Genomic DNA, 17,130 nt, shown 5'->3' on the forward strand with positions numbered 1-17,130 from the left:
GTCCACGCGCTCACCGTACGCGCCGTCCCGTCCACGGGCAGGCGGAGAGGGCGGCACCCCCCGCACAGGGGTGCCGCCCTCTCTTCGTGCACCGGGACCACCGCCGTCGGTGAGGGTCGGGGACCGACGGCGGTCCCGGGGCCGGGACAGGCCCTCAGGGTCTCAGGCCCTCAGGCCCTAGCGGTGGTCACTGCCCTTCGAGGAGGACGCCGCGCGCCCCGCCTCCAGGCGGGCCACCGGGATCCGGAACGGCGAGCAGGAGACGTAGTCGAGCCCGACCTCGTGGAAGAAGTGGACCGACTCGGGGTCGCCGCCGTGCTCTCCGCAGACGCCGAGCTTCAGGTCGGGGCGCGTCTCGCGGCCGGCCTTGGCGGCGGACCTCACCAGGGAGCCGACGCCGTCCCTGTCGATCGTCTCGAAGGGGGAGACTCCGAAGATGCCCTTCTCCAGGTAGGCCGTGAAGAAGGAGGCCTCCACGTCGTCCCGGCTGAAGCCCCACACGGTCTGCGTGAGGTCGTTCGTGCCGAAGGAGAAGAACTCCGCCGCCTCGGCGATCTGACCGGCGGTCAGCGCGGCGCGCGGCAGCTCGATCATCGTGCCGATGGCGAGCTTCAGCTCCGTACCGGTCGCCGCCTGCACCTCGGCGATGACCTGGTCGGCCTCCTCGCGGACGATCTCCAGCTCCTGGACGGTGCCGACGAGCGGGATCATGATCTCGGCGCGCGGATCGCCCTTCGCGTTCTTGCGCTCGGCGGCGGCCTCCGCGATCGCCCTGACCTGCATCGTGAACAGGCCGGGGATGACCAGGCCGAGGCGCACGCCGCGCAGGCCCAGCATCGGGTTCTGCTCGTGCAGGCGGTGCACGGCCTGGAGCAGCCGCAGCTCGTTCTCGTGCGGGTCCTTGCGGGACTCGGCGAGCGCGACACGCACCGACAGCTCGGTGATGTCGGGCAGGAACTCGTGCAGCGGCGGGTCGAGCAGCCGGACGGTGACGGGCAGGCCGTCCATCGCGGAGAACAGCTCGACGAAGTCCTGCTTCTGGAGCGGGAGCAGCGCCTTGAGGGACTCCTCGCGCTCGGCGTCCGTGTCGGCCAGGATCAGCCGCTCGACCAGCTCACGCCGGTCGCCGAGGAACATGTGCTCGGTGCGGCACAGGCCGATGCCCTGGGCGCCGAAGCGACGGGCGCGCAGCGCGTCCTCGGCGTTGTCGGCGTTGGCACGGACGCGCAGGCTGCGCTTGCGGTCGGCGAAGGCCATGATCCGGTGGACGGCCTCGACCAGCTCGTCGGCGTCGTTGGCGCCGGCGTGCATCCGGCCCTCGAAGTACTCGACGACCGGGGACGGGACGACGGGGACCTCACCGAGGTACACCTTGCCGCTGGAGCCGTCGATCGAGATGAGGTCGCCCTCCTCGACGACGTGCCCACCGGGCACGGTCATCCGGCGGCGCTTGGTGTCGACCTCCAGCTCCTCGGCGCCGCAGACACAGGTCTTGCCCATGCCGCGCGCGACGACGGCCGCGTGCGAGGTCTTGCCGCCGCGCGAGGTCAGGATGCCCTCGGCCGCGATCATGCCGTCGAGGTCGTCGGGGTTGGTCTCCCGGCGGACCAGGATGACCTTCTCCCCGGAGCGCGACCACTTCACCGCGGTGTACGAGTCGAAGACCGCCTTGCCGACCGCCGCACCCGGCGAGGCCGCGATGCCCCGGCCGACCTGCTCCACCTTCGCGTGCTCGTCGAAGCGCGGGAACATCAGCTGGGCGAGCTGGGCGCCGGTGACGCGCTGCAGCGCCTCGGCCTCGTCGATCAGGCCCTGGTCCACCAGCTGCGTGGCGATGCGGAAGGCCGCGCCCGCCGTGCGCTTGCCGACGCGGGTCTGGAGCATCCACAGCTGGCCGCGCTCGATGGTGAACTCGATGTCGCAGAGATCCTTGTAGTGGTTCTCCAGGGTCTCCATGATCTGCATCAGCTGGTCGTACGACTTCTTGTCGATCGACTCCAGCTCGGCGAGCGGGACCGTGTTGCGGATGCCCGCGACGACGTCCTCGCCCTGCGCGTTCTGCAGGTAGTCGCCGTACACGCCCTGGTGGCCGCTGGCGGGGTCACGGGTGAAGGCGACGCCGGTGCCGGAGTCCGGGCCCAGGTTGCCGAAGACCATGGAACAGATGTTGACGGCGGTGCCCAGGTCGTGCGGGATGCGCTCCTGGCGGCGGTACAGCTTCGCGCGGTCGCCGTTCCACGAGTCGAAGACCGCCTTGATGGCGAGGTCCATCTGCTCGCGGGGGTCCTGCGGGAAGTCGCGGCCGGCCTCGGTCTTGACGATCTTCTTGAACTTGGTGACGAGCTTCTTCAGGTCGGCCGCCTCGAGGTCGGTGTCGACCGTGACCTTCTTGGCGTCCTTCGCGGCGTCCAGCGCCTCCTCGAAGAGCTCACCGTCCACACCGAGGACCGTCTTGCCGAACATCTGGATGAGACGGCGGTACGAGTCCCACGCGAAGCGGTCGTCGCCGGCCTGCTTGGCGAGGCCCTGGACCGACTTGTCGGAGAGGCCGATGTTCAGGACGGTGTCCATCATGCCCGGCATGGAGAACTTCGCCCCGGAGCGGACGGACACGAGCAGAGGGTTGTCGGCCTGGCCGAGCTTCTTGCCCATCTTCGTCTCGAGGGCTTCGAGGTGTGCACTCACCTCGTCACGCAGTGCCGCGGGCTCCTCGCCACTGTCGAGGTATGTCTTGCACGCCTCGGTCGTGATGGTGAAACCCGGAGGGACGGGAAGGCCCAGGTTGGTCATCTCGGCGAGGTTTGCACCCTTGCCGCCGAGGAGGTCCTTGAGGTCCTTGTTGCCCTCGGTGAAGTCATAAACGAACTTCACGCCTTCGACGCCGTTCTCGGCTACGTGAAGATCCTTGTTTTCCGACACGCGTCTCGACTCCTCGACGTCGCGGTGGCTGCCCTGACGGCGAGGAACATACCCAGATCGAAGGCGCCTGGGTACGTCCACTTGCGCGTCATGCGCCTGTAACCACTCGTCCGCCAGCAGATCGAAAGTCAAAGCTTGGCAAGCGCCGAGGCCGCGATGTTTTCACTTCTTGTACGCAAGATCCTTCACCACACCTCACGAGCGCTCACATGAGCAGGCTTCAGCACGCCTGAGTTCAATCGATGAACGATCAATGGGTGGCACTCAGTGCCACCCCTTAGGGAAGTGCAGTCGCCCAAGATCCGCTCATCTGAGCAGCACCCCTATCAGGGGTGGCGAGAATCACGCCGATGAGGACGTCCGGATTTCACCATGCGGACCGGTTCGCGGACACGACACACGGCGGTCACACACCGAGCGCGGCCAGCCGCTCCTCGGCCCGCTCCGGCGCGTACAGGTGCTCCACGACCAGCGCACCGGCCCCCACCAGCCCCGCCCGCTCACCGAGCCGCGAGGTCACCACGTCCAGATGAGCGGTGGAACGGGGCAGCGCCCGCTGATAGAGGAGCTCACGCACGCCCGTGAGGAAGGGGGTTCCGGCCAAATCTCCGGCGATCATCAGTACGCCGGGGTTGAGCAGCGTCACCACGGTGGCGAGCACGTCGCCGACCTGTCGTCCCGCTTCCCGCGCGAGCGCCATCGCCTCGGGATGTCCGGCCGCCAGCAGGTCCCGCACGTCCGAGCCGGACGCGGCGGGGACCCCCGCCTCGGCGAGCCGGCGCGCCACCGCGCCACCGCTCGCGACGGCGGCCAGGCAGCCGTACGAGCCGCACCGGCACAGCGCGTCGGCGCCCACCCGGATGTGCCCGATGTCCCCGGCTCCCCCGTCGACACCCCGGTAGATGCTGCCGCCCACGACCATGCCCGCACCTATACCGGTGGAGACCTTGACCAGCGCGAACGCCGAGCAGTCCGGATAGCCGGTGCGCTGTTCGCCGTAGGCCATGAGATTGGCGTCGTTGTCCACGAGGACGGGGACCGCCGACCGGCCGGCACCCGGGGCCGCGCGCGGGCCGGCGTGTTCGGCGAAGGCACGGCCCAGGCGGCCCCGTATGTCGTAGCCGTCCCAGCCCGGCATGATCGGCGGCTGCACCACGCGGCCGGTGTCGCTGTCGACCGGACCCGGCACCGCGAGGCCGATGCCGCACACCGCGTCCGCGCGCTGACCGGCCCCCTCCAGCAGGCCGGCGAACCAGCGCCCCAGTTCGTCCAGGACCGCCTCCGGGCCCTCGTCGACCACCAGGACGCCGGTCCGCTCGGCCAGGATCTCCCCGGTCAGGGTGAGCAGGGCCGCCCGGCCGTGCCGGGTGTCGAGGTCGGCGGCCAGGACGACGGCGTGCTCGTCGTCGAACTCCAGGGTGATGGAGGGGCGGCCCCCGAGAGGCGAGTCGACCGGACCGCCGGCGCCCTCACGCAGCCAGCCCGCGCGGAAGAGCCGGTCGAGCCGCTGGCCGACCGTGGCGCGGGACAGACCGGTGGCCTGCTGCAGCGCACCTCGCGTGGTGGCCCGGCCGCTGCGCACCAGTTCGAGCAGATCTCCGGCGCTCGCCTGATGTCCGGCCTTCACGGTTCTCCCTGCCCTTCCCGTCATGCGCACCCCCTTGCGTTCCTCAACTCTGCATTACATATTGAGTTTTGCGTGTTAAATAGACGTAACCCTACGGTAGCCACTGCCGAACCGGTCGGCCGGACGTCTTCGGGGAGACCTGAGTGGACCGCACAACCCAGCTCACCGCCGTGTGCACGGGGACCGCCACCCCCCTGCACACCTCCGGCACTCCCGCACACGCCTCCGGCCCGCCACTCCCGCCCGGCACGGGCGGAATGTCCCGGTCCGGTTCGCTTGTATACGACCCTGCCGGTCCGGCCGGTTCCCTGCACCTCAGGGCCGCGCGCGTCCTCGACGACAACTGGACCGGCACGTCCACCGTGCCCTCGCGCGGCCTGTACCCGCACCAGTGGTCCTGGGACTCCGCGTTCATCGCGATCGGCCTGCGCCACCTGTCCCCGCTGCGCGCCCAGACGGAGTTGGAGACCCTGCTCGGCGCGCAGTGGGCCGACGGCCGCGTCCCGCACATCGTGTTCAACCCCTCCGTCCCGCTGGACGCGTACTTCCCGAGCCCCGACTTCTGGCGCTCCTCGACCGCGGGGCGCGCTGCGGGCGCCCCGCGCACCGTACAGACGTCGGGCATCGTGCAGCCACCGGTGCACGCGCTCGCCGTCTGGCTGGTGCACCGCGCGGACCCGGGCCTGTCGTGGGCGCGCGCGTTCCTCCCCCGGATGTATCCCCGTCTCGCGGCCTGGCACCGCTATCTCCTGCACCGCAGGGACCTGGGGGGCGGCGGCCTCGCCTCCGTGGTCCATCCCTGGGAGCAGGGCATGGACAACAGCCCCTGCTGGGACGCCCCGCTCAGCCGGGTCACCCCGGCGCCGGCCCGCTCCTTCCGCCGCGCCGACCTCGACCACGGAGCCGCCGAGGACCGGCCGACCGATCTCGACTACGGGCGGTACGTGCGGCTGGCCGCCGACTACCGGGACGGCGCGTACGCGGACGGGGGCGGCGCGTTCGCCGTAGAGGACCCCGCGTTCAACGCACTGCTGATCGCCTCCGAGCACGCGCTGGCGTGCATCGCGCAGGAGCTGGGCGCGGCGGGCACCGCCCGGCACGCCCGCGCCGAACGCCTCACGGCGGCTCTGGTGGAGCGGCTGTGGGACCCGGCGGCCGGCATGTTCTTCTGCCGGGACGTGCACGACGGGGGCGGGAGCCGTGCTCACGGCACCGAGCAGCGTTCGCGGAGCGGTGCTCACGGCCCGGAGCGGCGCTCTCCGGGTGGAGCGCTGATCCGCGAGCGCAGTGTCGCCGGGCTGCTGCCGATCGTCCTGCCCGCGCTGCCGCGCGACATCGCCGCCGCCCTGGTCCGCACGGCGAGCGGCCCGCACTTCGGACTCGGCGGCGACACCCGGCTCGTACCGAGCTACGACCTCGCGGGGGACGCGTTCGACCCGCACCGGTACTGGCGCGGGCCGGCCTGGTTCAACACCAACTGGCTGCTGGAGCGCGGCCTGCGGCTGCACGGGGAGCACACGCGGGCGGACGGTCTGCGGGCCGCGCTGCTCGACACCGCGGAGGAGTCCGGATTCGCGGAGTACGTGGACCCGTACACCGGCGAGGCCTGCGGAGCGCTCGGCTTCAGCTGGACGGCCGCTCTGACGCTCGACCTGCTGCACGACCCCGACGGGGCGGACCGATTCGTGTCCCCGGCGGGCCGCGACGCGTTCGACAGGACACAGGGCGCAACACCACACGACACGACGGCACACAGCGCATGCGACACGGGCGCCAAGGGAGGGGACCGGGGATGACGGACCGGCATCATCTGCTCGTGCACGGTGGGACGTTCGCCGCCGTGGGCGACGGCGGGGACATCAGCGGCGTGCGGGGCGGCAGCTCGCCGGACGGGTTGTTCGTCCGGGACGCCCGGCACCTCAGCCGCTGGCAGCTGACCGTCGACGGCGCGGTGCCCGAGGCGCTCACGCCGGTCGCGGACGGCGACACGGCACGCTGCGTGCTGGTGCCGCGCGGCGGGCGCACGGAGCCGCCCGCCTGCACGCTCTTCCGCGAACAGGCGGTGTCCGAGGGCGCGTTCGTGGAGGCGCTGCGCGTCACCAGCAACCGTCCGACGCCCACCACCGTCCGTATCGCGGTCACCGCGGACGCCGACTTCACCGACCAGTTCGAACTGCGCTCCGATCACCGCACGTACGCGAAGACGGGCGTGGTGCGGCAGCGTCAGGTCCTCGACGACGGTGTGGAGTTCAGCTACCGACGCGGTGAGTGGCGGTCCTGTACGACGGTCACCTCCGAGCCCGCGCCGGACGGTGTGGAGGAGACGGGCACCGGCGCCCGCCGCCTCGTGTGGACGCTCGAACTCGAACCGCACGGTTCGGCGGAGCTGGCGCTGCGCGTCGCCGCCCGTCCGCACGGCGCCGTCGTGGCGCCGCGCGTGCCGCTGTCCCCCGCCGCCGCCAACGAGCAACTGCTGCAACTCGAGGGGGAGTTCGCGGAGGGCGTGCCTTTCCCGACCGGCTGGCCGGAGCTGGCCGCGGCCTGTGCGCGCGGCCTGTCCGACCTGGCCGTGCTCCAGGTCCCGGCGACGGGTCCGGACGGCGAGGAGCTGCGGGTGCCCGCGGCCGGAGTCCCGTGGTTCCTCACGCTGCTGGGCCGGGACGCCCTGCTGACCTCGCTCTTCGCCGTGCCGTACCGTCCCGGGCTCGCCGCCGCCACGCTGCCCGCGCTCGCCGCGACCCAGGCGACGGAGACGGGCGCCGGGGCGGTGGCCCAGCCCGGCAAGATCGTGCACGAGGTGCGGCACGGCGAACTGGCGCACTTCGGCCAGGTGCCGTACGGGCGGTACTACGGCTCGGTCGACGCGACTCCGCTGTTCCTGGTGCTGCTCGGCGCGTACACGGAGCAGACCGGCGACATGGCGCCGGCCCGCCGCCTGGAGGCCAACGCCCGGGCGGCGATCGGCTGGATGCTCGACCACGGCGGTCTGACGTCGCGCGGCTATCTCGTCTACCGCGCGGACGGGGGCGGCCTCGCCAACCAGAACTGGAAGGACTCGCCGGGGGCGATCTGCTCGGCCGACGGCAGCCGCCCCACCGGCCCGGTGATGGCGGCGGGCGCGCAGGGGTACGCGTACGACGCCCTGCGCCGGACCGCGCAACTGGCGCGCACGGTCTGGGACGACGAGGTCTACGCGGCCCTGCTCGAACAGGCCGCCGCCGATCTGCGCGACCGTTTCCAGCGGGACTTCTGGATGTCCGAGCACGGCTTCCCCGCGCTGGCGCTGGACGGCGACGGCCGGCACGTCGACGCGCTCGCCTCGGACGCGGGCCATCTCCTGTGGTCCGGTCTGCTGGACAAGGAGTACGGCGAGCTGGTGGGCCGCCGCCTCCTCGAACCGGACTTCTTCTCGGGCTGGGGCGTACGCACGCTCGCCGCGGGACAGCCCGCCTACCACCCGATGTCGTACCACCGCGGTTCGGTCTGGCCGCACGACAACGCGCTGATCACCCTGGGCCTGGCCCGCTACGGCCTGCACGACGAGGCCCGCACGGTCGCGCACGGGCTGGTCGACGCGGCCACCGCCGCCGGGCACCGGCTCCCCGAGGTCCTCGCCGGCTACGGCCGTGACACGCACCGCGAGCCGGTGCCGTACCCGCACGCGTGCGTACGGGAGTCGAGGTCGGCGGCGGCTCCGCTGGCGCTGCTCACCGCCGTGGGAGGTGCGTAGCGCGGGCCGGCAGGCCCCGGGCGCACGGGCCGGGTCAGCCCCCGGACGTGTCCAGTTCCGCGTCCTCGCCGATCCCCGCGCAGTCGTACGGGTCCTTCAGCCAGCCGTCCGGCAGGACGACCCTGTTGTTGCCGGAGGTGCGGCCGCGGGGCCCGTCCGCGCCGGCGGGCCAGGGCTGGTCGAGGTCCAGCTCGGCGAGTCCTTCGGCGAGTTCGGCGAGCGACGAGGTGATCGCGAGGCGCTTGCGCATCTCGGAGCCGACCGCGAATCCCTTCAGGTACCAGGCGACGTGCTTGCGGAAGTCGATGACACCGCGGGCCTCGTCGCCGATCCACTCACCGAGCAGGGTCGCGTGGCGGACCATGACGTCCGCGACCTCGCGCAGGGTCGGCCGGGCGAACTCCGCCCGCCCCTCGAAGGCGGCCACCAGGTCGCCGAAGAGCCAGGGCCGGCCGAGGCACCCGCGGCCCACGACGACGCCGTCGCAGCCGGTCTCGCGGACCATCCGGATCGCGTCCTCGGCGGACCAGATGTCGCCGTTGCCGAGCACGGGGATCTCCGGCACGTGCTCCTTGAGGCGGGCGATGGCGTCCCAGTCCGCCGTGCCGCCGTAGTGCTGTGCGGCGGTCCGGCCGTGCAGCGCGATCGCCGTGACGCCTTCCTCGACGGCGATCCGCCCGGCGTCCAGGAAGGTGATGTGGTCGTCGTCGATGCCCTTGCGCATCTTCATGGTGACCGGGAGGTCGCCGGCGCCGGTGACGGCCTCGCGCAGGATCGCCCGCAGCAGGTTCCGCTTGTACGGGAGGGCGGAGCCGCCGCCCTTGCGGGTCACCTTCGGGACGGGGCAGCCGAAGTTCAGGTCGATGTGGTCGGCGAGGTTCTCCTCCGCGATCATGCGGACGGCCTTGCCGACGGTGGCGGGGTCCACGCCGTACAGCTGGATCGAGCGCGGATTCTCGGTCGCGTCGAAGTGGATCAGCTGCATGGTCTTCTCGTTGCGCTCGACCAGCGCCCGCGTGGTGATCATCTCGCTGACGAACAGGCCCTTGCCGCCGCTGAACTCGCGGCACAGGGTGCGGAACGGCGCGTTCGTGATCCCGGCCATGGGCGCGAGGACGACGGGCGGCTGCACCGTGTGGGGGCCGATCGACAGAGGGGACGCGGGGGCGAGGGTGGGCGTGGACATTCCCCCATTGTCGCGTACGCCGGCGGATGCTCGTACGGGGATCCGGTCTCACCCCGCGGCCAAGATCGTGTACCGTTCATTAGTTAGACACACTATTGAAAACGGCGTACGCTGGACGAATGCCCGAGCTCAGCCACCGCCACCGGATGCTGGTGCTCGCGATCTGCTGCATGAGCCTGCTGATCGTGAGCCTGGACAACACGGTCCTGAACGTCGCCCTCCCCTCGATGCAGCGGGAACTGCACGCCGACGTCGCGGGCCTGCAGTGGACCATCGACGCCTACACCCTGGTCCTCGCCTCGCTGCTGATGCTCGCGGGCTCGACCGCCGACCGCATCGGCCGCCGCAAGGTCTTCACCGCGGGCCTGGTCGTCTTCACTCTCGGTTCGGTCCTGTGCTCCCTCGCCCCGAACCTCGAATCCCTCGTCGTCTTCCGCATGGTGCAGGCGGTCGGCGGTTCGATGCTCAACCCGGTGGCGATGTCGATCATCACCAACACCTTCACCGACCCGCGCGAGCGCGCCCGCGCGATCGGCGCGTGGGGCGGTGTCGTCGGCATCTCCATGGCCGCCGGCCCCCTGGTCGGCGGCCTCCTCGTCGACTCGGTCGGCTGGCGCTCGATCTTCTGGATCAACCTCCCGGTCGGCCTCGCGGCGCTGCTGCTCACCCTGCGCTTCGTCCCCGAGTCCCGCGCCCCCAAGGCCCGCCGCCCCGACCCGGTCGGACAGCTGCTGGTCATCGCGCTGCTCGGCTCGCTGACGTACGCGATCATCGAGGCGCCCAGCTCCGGCGCCCCGAAGACCCTCGCCTTCGGCGCGATCGCCGTCGCCGCGCTGCTCGGCCTCCTGTGGTTCGAGCCGCGACGGGCCGAACCTCTCATCGATCTGCGCTTCTTCCGCTCCGCGCCGTTCAGCGGGGCCACGGTCATAGCCGTCAGCGCGTTCGCCGCGCTCAGCGGCTTCCTCTTCCTGTCGACGCTCTACCTGCAGAACGTGCGCGGTCTGGACGCGTTGCACGCCGGTCTGTGGATGCTGCCGATGGCCGCCCTGTGCTTCGTCTGCGCTCCCCTGTCGGGACGGGTGGTCGGCAGCCGGGGACCGCGCCTGCCGCTGCTGATCGCCGGCGTGGCGATGTCCGCGAGCGGCGTCCTGTTCGCGGCCTTCGAGGCCGAGACGTCGAACGTCACGCTCGTCGTCGGCTACGTCCTGTTCGGGATCGGCTTCGGTTTCGTCAACGCGCCCATCACCAACACCGCCGTCTCCGGCATGCCTCGCTCCCAGGCGGGCGTCGCCGCAGCCGTCGCCTCGACCAGCCGCCAGATCGGCGGCACCCTCGGGGTCGCCGTGGTCGGCGCCGTGCTGGCCTCGGGGGTGCGGGGGTCGGCCTACCGGGACGCCTTCGTGCCGGCCGCCCGGCCCGGCTGGTGGATCATCGCCGCGTGCGGCCTCGCGGTCCTCGTCCTCGGCGCGCTGACCAGCGGACGCTGGGCCCGCAGGACGGCCGACGACACGGCCGCGCGGCTGGTGTCGGAGGAGTCCCCGGAGGTACGGGACCCGGCGGGCGTACGCGCCTAGCGGATCGGTCCTAGCGCAGCACCACGGTGACGCCCAGCCGATCCAGGAACGGCACCACCGCCTCGAAGTAGTCCCGCTCGCCGTCCCTGTCCACGCTGACCCCCGCCAGGGCCTGCCGGGCCACGTCCGCGTGGTGCCAGACGAGCGTGAAGGGCGCGCGGGGCGTCTCGCCGCGGCACTGGCAGCCGCGCAGCGCGTTCCAGCACTGGTGCCATGCGTACCCCGGGCCGCCGACCGCCTCGCCGATCGCGCAGTGCAGGCCCGGCACGTCGGTGACGTACCGCCCGTCCAGGTCGCACACCGTGCCGGGTTCCTCGGGGCCCGGGCACACCTCGGTGAACCGCAGCCACTCGCTGCGCCCCTCGGCCGGGAAGCGCGCCCATGCGTTGCGCACGGCGGGCGGGCCTTCGTGCCAGGCCTCCCACACCGGCCGGACCTCGGGCGGGAAGGGCAGGCGGCGGAAGAGCCCGCCCTTGAGCGTCACATCGATCAGCGCACCGCCGAGCGCGGAGGGGCGGCACTCGTCGACGTCCACCGCGATGTGCTCCTGGACCGGGGTCGGCCGGCCCGTGCGGTCGAGGAGCCACAGCTGCAGGCTGTCCCCGCCGTGACGGCGATGGACCATCCGGTGGCGCAGTTCCGGCGAGGGCTCGCAGCCGATGAGCCGCGCGGGCCGGCGGCCGGGGTCGGGCCGGGCTCCGTACAGGCCCTCCACCCGCACGCAGCGCCCGAGCGGACCGCCGCTGGTGCCGTTGAGGAGGGTGATCTCGGTCCTCGCGGGTTCCTTGCGCCAGGGGCGCGGCTGCTCGGTGACGACGCACTCGACGACGAGGTCGAACCGTGCGGAGTCCCCGGTCCCGGGCCTGCTGCCGACGACCACGGCGTCCTCGAACGCGCAGTGGTCGTCGTCGTACGGATCCTCGGCGTCCAGGTCGCTCACCACGAGGTTCAGATCGCCGAAGGGGACGGGCGTCCGACGCGCGGCGCAGCGCTCGGCGGCCTTGAGGAGCCGGCCGGTGGGCTTGCAGCCGAGGAGGGTCAGCCGCTCCCGGAAGGCGGCCCGGTCCAGGAACAGCCCCTCGACGTCGACGCACCGCGCCCAGACCGTCTGTTCGCCGTCCCACTCCTCGCTGACGAGCGCGAAGCGCAGGGGCAGATCCCGCCCCCAGACGACCTCACGCAACGAACCGTCCTCGTGCACGACCCCACGCCCCTCCGGCCTCCGACGGCCGCGCCGATCATAGGCCGGGCACCTCCCTGACCTGGCCGGCGCCCGGCGACGGGGACCGCGACCGGTCGGCGCGGACGGGGTCGCGCGGGCCGGGCATCACGCGCGGGACTGCCGTCACGCGGGCTTGGCGTCCCGCACGCAGGCCTGCCGTCACGCGGGCTTGGCGTCCCGCTCCGGATTCCCGTCCGCCGACGCGAGGGCGTACAGCCGCTCCAGCCGCTCACGGCTCTCCTCGTCCGTCGGGATGTACGTCACCATGCGGGCCCCCAGGTCGGGGGCGAGCCACAGGTCGGTGTGGTCGACCGTGACCAGCCCCACGTACGGGTTGAGGAACTGCTTGGTCCTGCTGCGGGCGCCGCCCACCACCTCGTACCGCTCCCAGTGCTCACGGAACTCCGCGGACTCCGCCGTCAGCCGCTTGACCAGCATCTTCCAGGCGGGTTCGCCGAGGTGTCCGGCCATCGAGCCGCGCAGCTTCGCGGCCATCATGCGCATCGCGTCGTCGAGCTGCACGATCGACCTGCGCCACTCGGCGTTCGTGTAGACGAGGATCATGCAGTTGCGGTCCTCGGGCGGCACCGCGTCGAGGTCGCTCATCAGCAGGCGGGCGTACGTCCTGTTGTACGCGAGGATGTCGTACCGGCTGTTCTGGATGCAGGCGGGGACCGGTTCCAGCTGGGTCAGCATGTGCCGCAGCGCCGGGGTGATCGTCGGGGACTGCGCGGCGGGCGAGGGGTCGACGGCGCCCGCCAGCTGGAAGAGGTGGGCGCGCTCGCTCGCGTCCAGCAGCAGGGTGCGGGCCAGCGCGTCGAGGACCTGCTCGGAGACCTGGATGTCCCTCGCCTGTTCGAGCCACGTGTACCAGGTGACGCCCACGGCGGAGAGCTGCGCGACCTCCTCGCGGCGCAGTCCCGGGGTGCGCCGGCGCCGGCCGCGGGGCAGTCCGACCTGCTCGGGCGGGATGCGTTCGCGCCTGCTGCGGAGGAAGCCGGCGAGTTCGTGCCGCCTGATCTCGCTGCCACGGGGTGCGGCGGCGGGCCGGTCCGCGGCGGGGGCGGCCGGTTCCGGCCGCGGGGCGGGGGCCGGGGGGCGGGCCCGTCCGGCCGGGGCGGGAGCCGGCGCGTCGGCCGGGGTGCGGGCCGGTGTCCCGGCCTGCGCGGCCGGGGCCGGGTGTGCTGCCCGCGGGGCCGGGGTCGTGGTCGTCTCCCGCACCATCGTCGTCATGCCTCCAGCCTGAACCTCACCGGAACCTGTTTCCAGGTACTGCTTCTACCAGGATAAGAACACTCTGGTACCAGCCTGAGACGGGGCGAAGGCTGAGGGACGTGACCGATACCGGAACTCTCACGACCCCGACCGGCTCCCGAGTCGCCCCACCCGTGCTCGGGGGCCTCGGACTCTTCACCGTGCTGCTCGGTGCGGCACTGCCCCTCATCGACTTCTTCATCGTCAACGTCGCCCTGCCGACCATCGGCCGTGACCTGAACGCGGGCGAGGCCGTCCTCGAACTCGTCGTCGCCGGCTACGGAGTCTCCTACGCCGTCCTCCTCGTCCTGGGCGGACGCCTCGGCGACCTCTTCGGCCGGCGGCAGTTCTTCCTCGGCGGCATGGCCGCCTTCGGTCTGACGTCCCTCGCGTGCGGGCTGGCGCCCTCCGCCTGGACGCTGGTCGCGGCACGCGTCGCGCAGGGCGCGGCCTCCGCGGCGATGCTGCCGCAGGTCCTCGCGACAATCCAGTCGGCGACCAGCGGGCCGCGCCGCGCCAAGGCGATGGGCCTGTACGGAGCCACGGCCGGCCTCTCCATGGTCGCCGGGCAGATCCTCGGCGGCGTCCTGGTCGCCGCGGACATCGCGGGCACGGGCTGGCGCTCGGTGTTCCTCGTGAACGTGCCCGTCGTGGTCGTCGGCCTGGTCCTCGCCGCGCGCGCCGTACCGGAGACCCGCTCGCAGCACCCGGAGCCGGTCGACGCCCCCGGCACGGTCCTGCTGGCGGTGTCCCTGCTCGCCCTGCTCGCTCCGCTGACCGAGGGCCGGGCAGCGGGCTGGCCGCTGTGGACCTGGCTGTCGCTGGCCCTGTTCCCGCTCGCGGCGGCGGCGTTCTATCTGGTCGAACGCGGCAAGGACCGGAGCGGCCGTACGCCGCTGGTTCCGCCGAGCCTGTTCGCGCTGACCTCGCTGCGCCGCGGCCTGGTGATGATCGTGCCGTTCTCGATCGGCTTCAGCGGCTTCATGTTCGTGATCGCGGTGGCGTTGCAGCGGGGCGCGGGCCTCGGGCCGGTGCCCGCGGGGCTCGCGCTCGCGCCCATGGCCGTCGTCTTCTTCGCCGTCTCCCTGTGCGGCCCCCGGCTCGTCGCCCGCCACGGCACCCGTGTCGTCACCGTCGGCGGTCTCGTCCAGGCGGTGGGTGTGACGCTGCTGGCAGTGGCCGCCTGGCGGTCCTGGCCGGACCTCGACGTGCGGGAGCTGCTGCCCGGCGCGGCGGTGGCGGGCGCCGGCCAGGCCCTCCAGCTGCCGGTCATCTTCCGGATCATCCTCTCCGAGGTCCCGCCCGCCCGGGCCGGCGTCGGCAGCGGAGTCATGATCACCACCCAGCAGTCGGCCCTCGCCCTGGGTGTCGCCACCCTGGGCTCCCTCTTCCTGGCCCTGGTCCCCTCCCACGGCATGCGGGACGCCCTGGTGACCACGCTCCTGGTCCAACTCGCGGGCGTGGCCCTGACCACAGCACTGAGCCTCCGCCTGCCACGCACGATCAACTGACGCCGAAGAAGTTCAACTCGCCGCCGAAGACACCCCGTTGATCTTCTCCTTGCTGCACACTCCTAAGCGCACGAGCGGAGCGCTGTCATTGGAGGGCGTCATGCTTCAGATCAACACGAGCAAGGTGAGCCGCTGGGACCAGCACGGTCGGGAGCATGTCGTCCATGTGCAACGCGCGGGCGTGCAGCGGACGATCAGATGCGACACGTGCGGCTGGCGCAAGGGTGCGCAGTTCCTGCCGTGGCTCAAGGCGGAGGAACATCTCGCCGAGGCGCATCAGGCGACGGTGGATCCGGCCGACGCGTGAGGGGGACGCGGGGCCGGGCGTCCGGCGGGCCGAGGGCCGGGCGCCCGGCGGGTCAGGCGCGCAGGCCGCGCAGGACCAGGGCGACGACCGCCTCGAAGTCCGCCTCGATGCCCGGCTGTTCCCATTCGCGGGCGTAGCAGGGGTCGTGGAAGCGGCCTGTGGCGTCGAAGGCGGCGCGGGCCGAGACGGCGGGGTCGGCGGCGTCGAACACGCCACGCGCTGCGCCGTCCCGGACGATCTCGGTGAGCTGGCCGGTGAGGTCGGCGATGTGCCGCTCGACGACCACGCTGTTCTCGCCGATCAGCACCTGGTAGGTGGCGAAGAGCTGGGGGTCGTCGCCCGCCTTCTTGCGCTTGGCCGCGAACATACCGGTGAACCAGTCGCGCAGCCGCGACGCGGGGTCGCGGTCCTCGGCGACTATGCCGGCGAGGGCCTCGGACGTCCGTTCCAGCCAGCGCTGGGTGACCGCTTCCCGCAGCGCCGCCTTCGTGCGGAAATGGCGGTAGACGCTGCCGTGGCTGACGCCGAGCGCACGGGCCACGTCCACCACGGTGGCCTTGGCCGGGCCGTGGCGGCGCAGCACCTCCTCGGTGGCTGCGAGGATGCGCTCGGCGGTCAGGGTCTCGGAGGTCGGTGCCATGACGAAGACCGTACCTGCCGGTGCCGTCAGCGTTCGCTGTCGAGGTGTGCCATCTGGGCCGCCGGGTAGCGGGCGCCCGCCGCGGCGCCCGCCGGCACCGCTTCCTGGATGGCGGTCAGGTCGTCCGGGCCGAGCGTGACGTCGAGGGCGCCCAGGGCCTCCGTGAGACGGTCGCGGGTGCGCGCGCCGACGAGCGGGACGATGTCCTCGCCGCGCGACAGCACCCAGGCGATCGCGATCTGCGCGACGCTGACGCCCTTCTGCTCGGCGATCTTCCGGAGCGCTTCGACGAGCGTGAGGTTGTGGCGCAGGTTCTCGCCCTGGAAGCGGGGGCTCATGGACCGGAAGTCGTTCGCGCCGAGCTGCCGGTCGGCCGTGAAGTGGCCGGAGATCAGCCCGCGGGACAGCACGCCGTACGCGGTGACGCCGATGCCCAGTTCCCGGACGGTCGGGAGGATCTCCCGCTCGATGCCGCGGGAGATGAGCGAGTACTCGATCTGGACGTCGGCGATGGTCGCGGTCGCGGCGGCCCGGCGGACGGTGTCGGCGCCGACCTCGCTCAGGCCGATGTGCCGGACGTGCCCGGCCTGGACCAGTTCGGCGATCGCGCCCACTGTCTCCTCGATCGGCACGTCGGGGTCGACCCGCGCGATCCGGTACACGTCGATGTGGTCCACGCCCAGGCGCTGGAGGGAGTACGCGGCGAAGTTCTTCACGGCGGCGGGGCGGCCGTCGTAACCCGTCCAGCCGCCGTCCGGGTCACGCAGCGCGCCGAACTTGACGCTGGTCAGGGCCTGTTCGCGCCGGGCGGGCGGGGCGGAGCGGAGCGCTTCGCCGATCAGCATCTCGTTGTGGCCCATGGCGTAGAAGTCGCCGGTGTCGAGCAGGGTCACGCCCGCTTCGAGCGCGGCGTGGACCGTCGCGACGGACTCGGCCCGGTCGGTGTCGCCGTACAGCGCGGACATGCCCATGCAGCCGAGGCCGAGGGCGGAGACCTGGGGGCCGGTGGTTCCGAGGGTGCGGGTGTGCATGAGGACTCCTTGTGTCCCGAGGGGGGTGGTACGTCCCCAGCCTGACATGACAGATGACAGATTTCAATATCTGTCATCTGTCATGTGTCAGCCCGCCCCTCTTTGGTCCAGACCTATTGACGAAAGGTC

Annotated in this window: 12 protein-coding genes; 5 read left to right on the forward strand and 7 right to left on the reverse strand. The window is 72.2% G+C overall.

The window, feature by feature from the left end:
• Window positions 1–177: 177 nt before the first annotated feature.
• Complete coding sequence (gene ppdK, locus ACZ4IF_RS02970; protein ID WP_467558988.1) at window positions 178–2,919, reverse strand: pyruvate, phosphate dikinase; 2,742 nt, start codon at window positions 2,917–2,919, stop codon at window positions 178–180.
• A 406-nt stretch (window positions 2,920–3,325) separates the two neighbouring features.
• Window positions 3,326–4,570, reverse strand: a complete 1,245-nt coding sequence (locus ACZ4IF_RS02975; protein WP_467558990.1) for an ROK family protein — start codon at window positions 4,568–4,570, stop codon at window positions 3,326–3,328.
• A 119-nt stretch (window positions 4,571–4,689) separates the two neighbouring features.
• On the opposite strand from ACZ4IF_RS02975, the gene ACZ4IF_RS02980 reads away from it, so the two are divergent.
• Together ACZ4IF_RS02980 and ACZ4IF_RS02985 are read left to right on the forward strand one after the other, a co-directional pair.
• Window positions 4,690–6,342, forward strand: coding sequence for an MGH1-like glycoside hydrolase domain-containing protein (locus ACZ4IF_RS02980; RefSeq protein ID WP_467558992.1), 1,653 nt, complete (start codon window positions 4,690–4,692; stop codon window positions 6,340–6,342).
• Window positions 6,339–8,276 carry an amylo-alpha-1,6-glucosidase gene (locus ACZ4IF_RS02985; protein WP_467558994.1) on the forward strand — a complete coding sequence of 646 codons (1,938 nt, stop codon included), beginning with the start codon at window positions 6,339–6,341 and terminating at the stop codon, window positions 8,274–8,276. The genes ACZ4IF_RS02980 and ACZ4IF_RS02985 overlap by 4 nt, the downstream gene beginning before the upstream one ends.
• 34 nt (window positions 8,277–8,310) lie before the next feature.
• Here the strand turns inward: ACZ4IF_RS02985 and dusB are convergent, their stop codons facing one another.
• The gene (gene dusB / locus ACZ4IF_RS02990) at window positions 8,311–9,462 is read right to left on the reverse strand and encodes a tRNA dihydrouridine synthase DusB (protein WP_467558996.1); all 1,152 of its coding nucleotides are present in this window, start codon (window positions 9,460–9,462) and stop codon (window positions 8,311–8,313) included.
• Window positions 9,463–9,581: 119 nt separating this feature from the next.
• Here dusB and ACZ4IF_RS02995 point away from each other — a divergent pair, with 119 nt between their 5' ends.
• Window positions 9,582–11,036: an MFS transporter gene (locus tag ACZ4IF_RS02995; RefSeq protein WP_467558998.1), complete on the forward strand. Its 1,455-nt coding sequence runs from the start codon at window positions 9,582–9,584 to the stop codon at window positions 11,034–11,036.
• Window positions 11,037–11,046: 10 nt separating this feature from the next.
• Here the strand turns inward: ACZ4IF_RS02995 and ACZ4IF_RS03000 are convergent, their stop codons facing one another.
• A complete protein-coding gene (locus ACZ4IF_RS03000; protein WP_467559000.1) occupies window positions 11,047–12,237 on the reverse strand; it encodes a barstar family protein in 1,191 nt (396 codons plus the stop codon).
• 180 nt (window positions 12,238–12,417) lie between these two features.
• Window positions 12,418–13,491, reverse strand: coding sequence for a helix-turn-helix transcriptional regulator (locus ACZ4IF_RS03005; protein WP_467559002.1), 1,074 nt, complete (start codon window positions 13,489–13,491; stop codon window positions 12,418–12,420).
• Between the two features lie 101 nt (window positions 13,492–13,592).
• Between ACZ4IF_RS03005 and ACZ4IF_RS03010 the strand changes: the two genes are divergently transcribed.
• Both ACZ4IF_RS03010 and ACZ4IF_RS03015 read left to right on the forward strand, forming a co-directional pair.
• Window positions 13,593–15,023 (forward strand): MFS transporter, encoded by a 1,431-nt coding sequence (locus tag ACZ4IF_RS03010; protein WP_467559004.1) that lies wholly within the window; start codon window positions 13,593–13,595, stop codon window positions 15,021–15,023.
• Window positions 15,024–15,123: 100 nt separating this feature from the next.
• The gene (locus tag ACZ4IF_RS03015; RefSeq protein WP_028804569.1) at window positions 15,124–15,330 is read left to right on the forward strand and encodes a hypothetical protein; all 207 of its coding nucleotides are present in this window, start codon (window positions 15,124–15,126) and stop codon (window positions 15,328–15,330) included.
• Window positions 15,331–15,382: 52 nt separating this feature from the next.
• Here the strand turns inward: ACZ4IF_RS03015 and ACZ4IF_RS03020 are convergent, their stop codons facing one another.
• Both ACZ4IF_RS03020 and ACZ4IF_RS03025 read right to left on the reverse strand, forming a co-directional pair.
• A complete protein-coding gene (locus ACZ4IF_RS03020) occupies window positions 15,383–15,970 on the reverse strand; it encodes a TetR/AcrR family transcriptional regulator (protein WP_467559006.1) in 588 nt (195 codons plus the stop codon).
• A 26-nt stretch (window positions 15,971–15,996) separates the two neighbouring features.
• On the reverse strand, window positions 15,997–17,001 hold the full coding sequence (locus ACZ4IF_RS03025; protein WP_467559008.1) for an aldo/keto reductase: 1,005 nt from the start codon (window positions 16,999–17,001) through the stop codon (window positions 15,997–15,999).
• Window positions 17,002–17,130 lie beyond the last annotated feature (129 nt).

Source organism: Streptomyces sp. NPDC025784 (genome assembly GCF_055558435.1).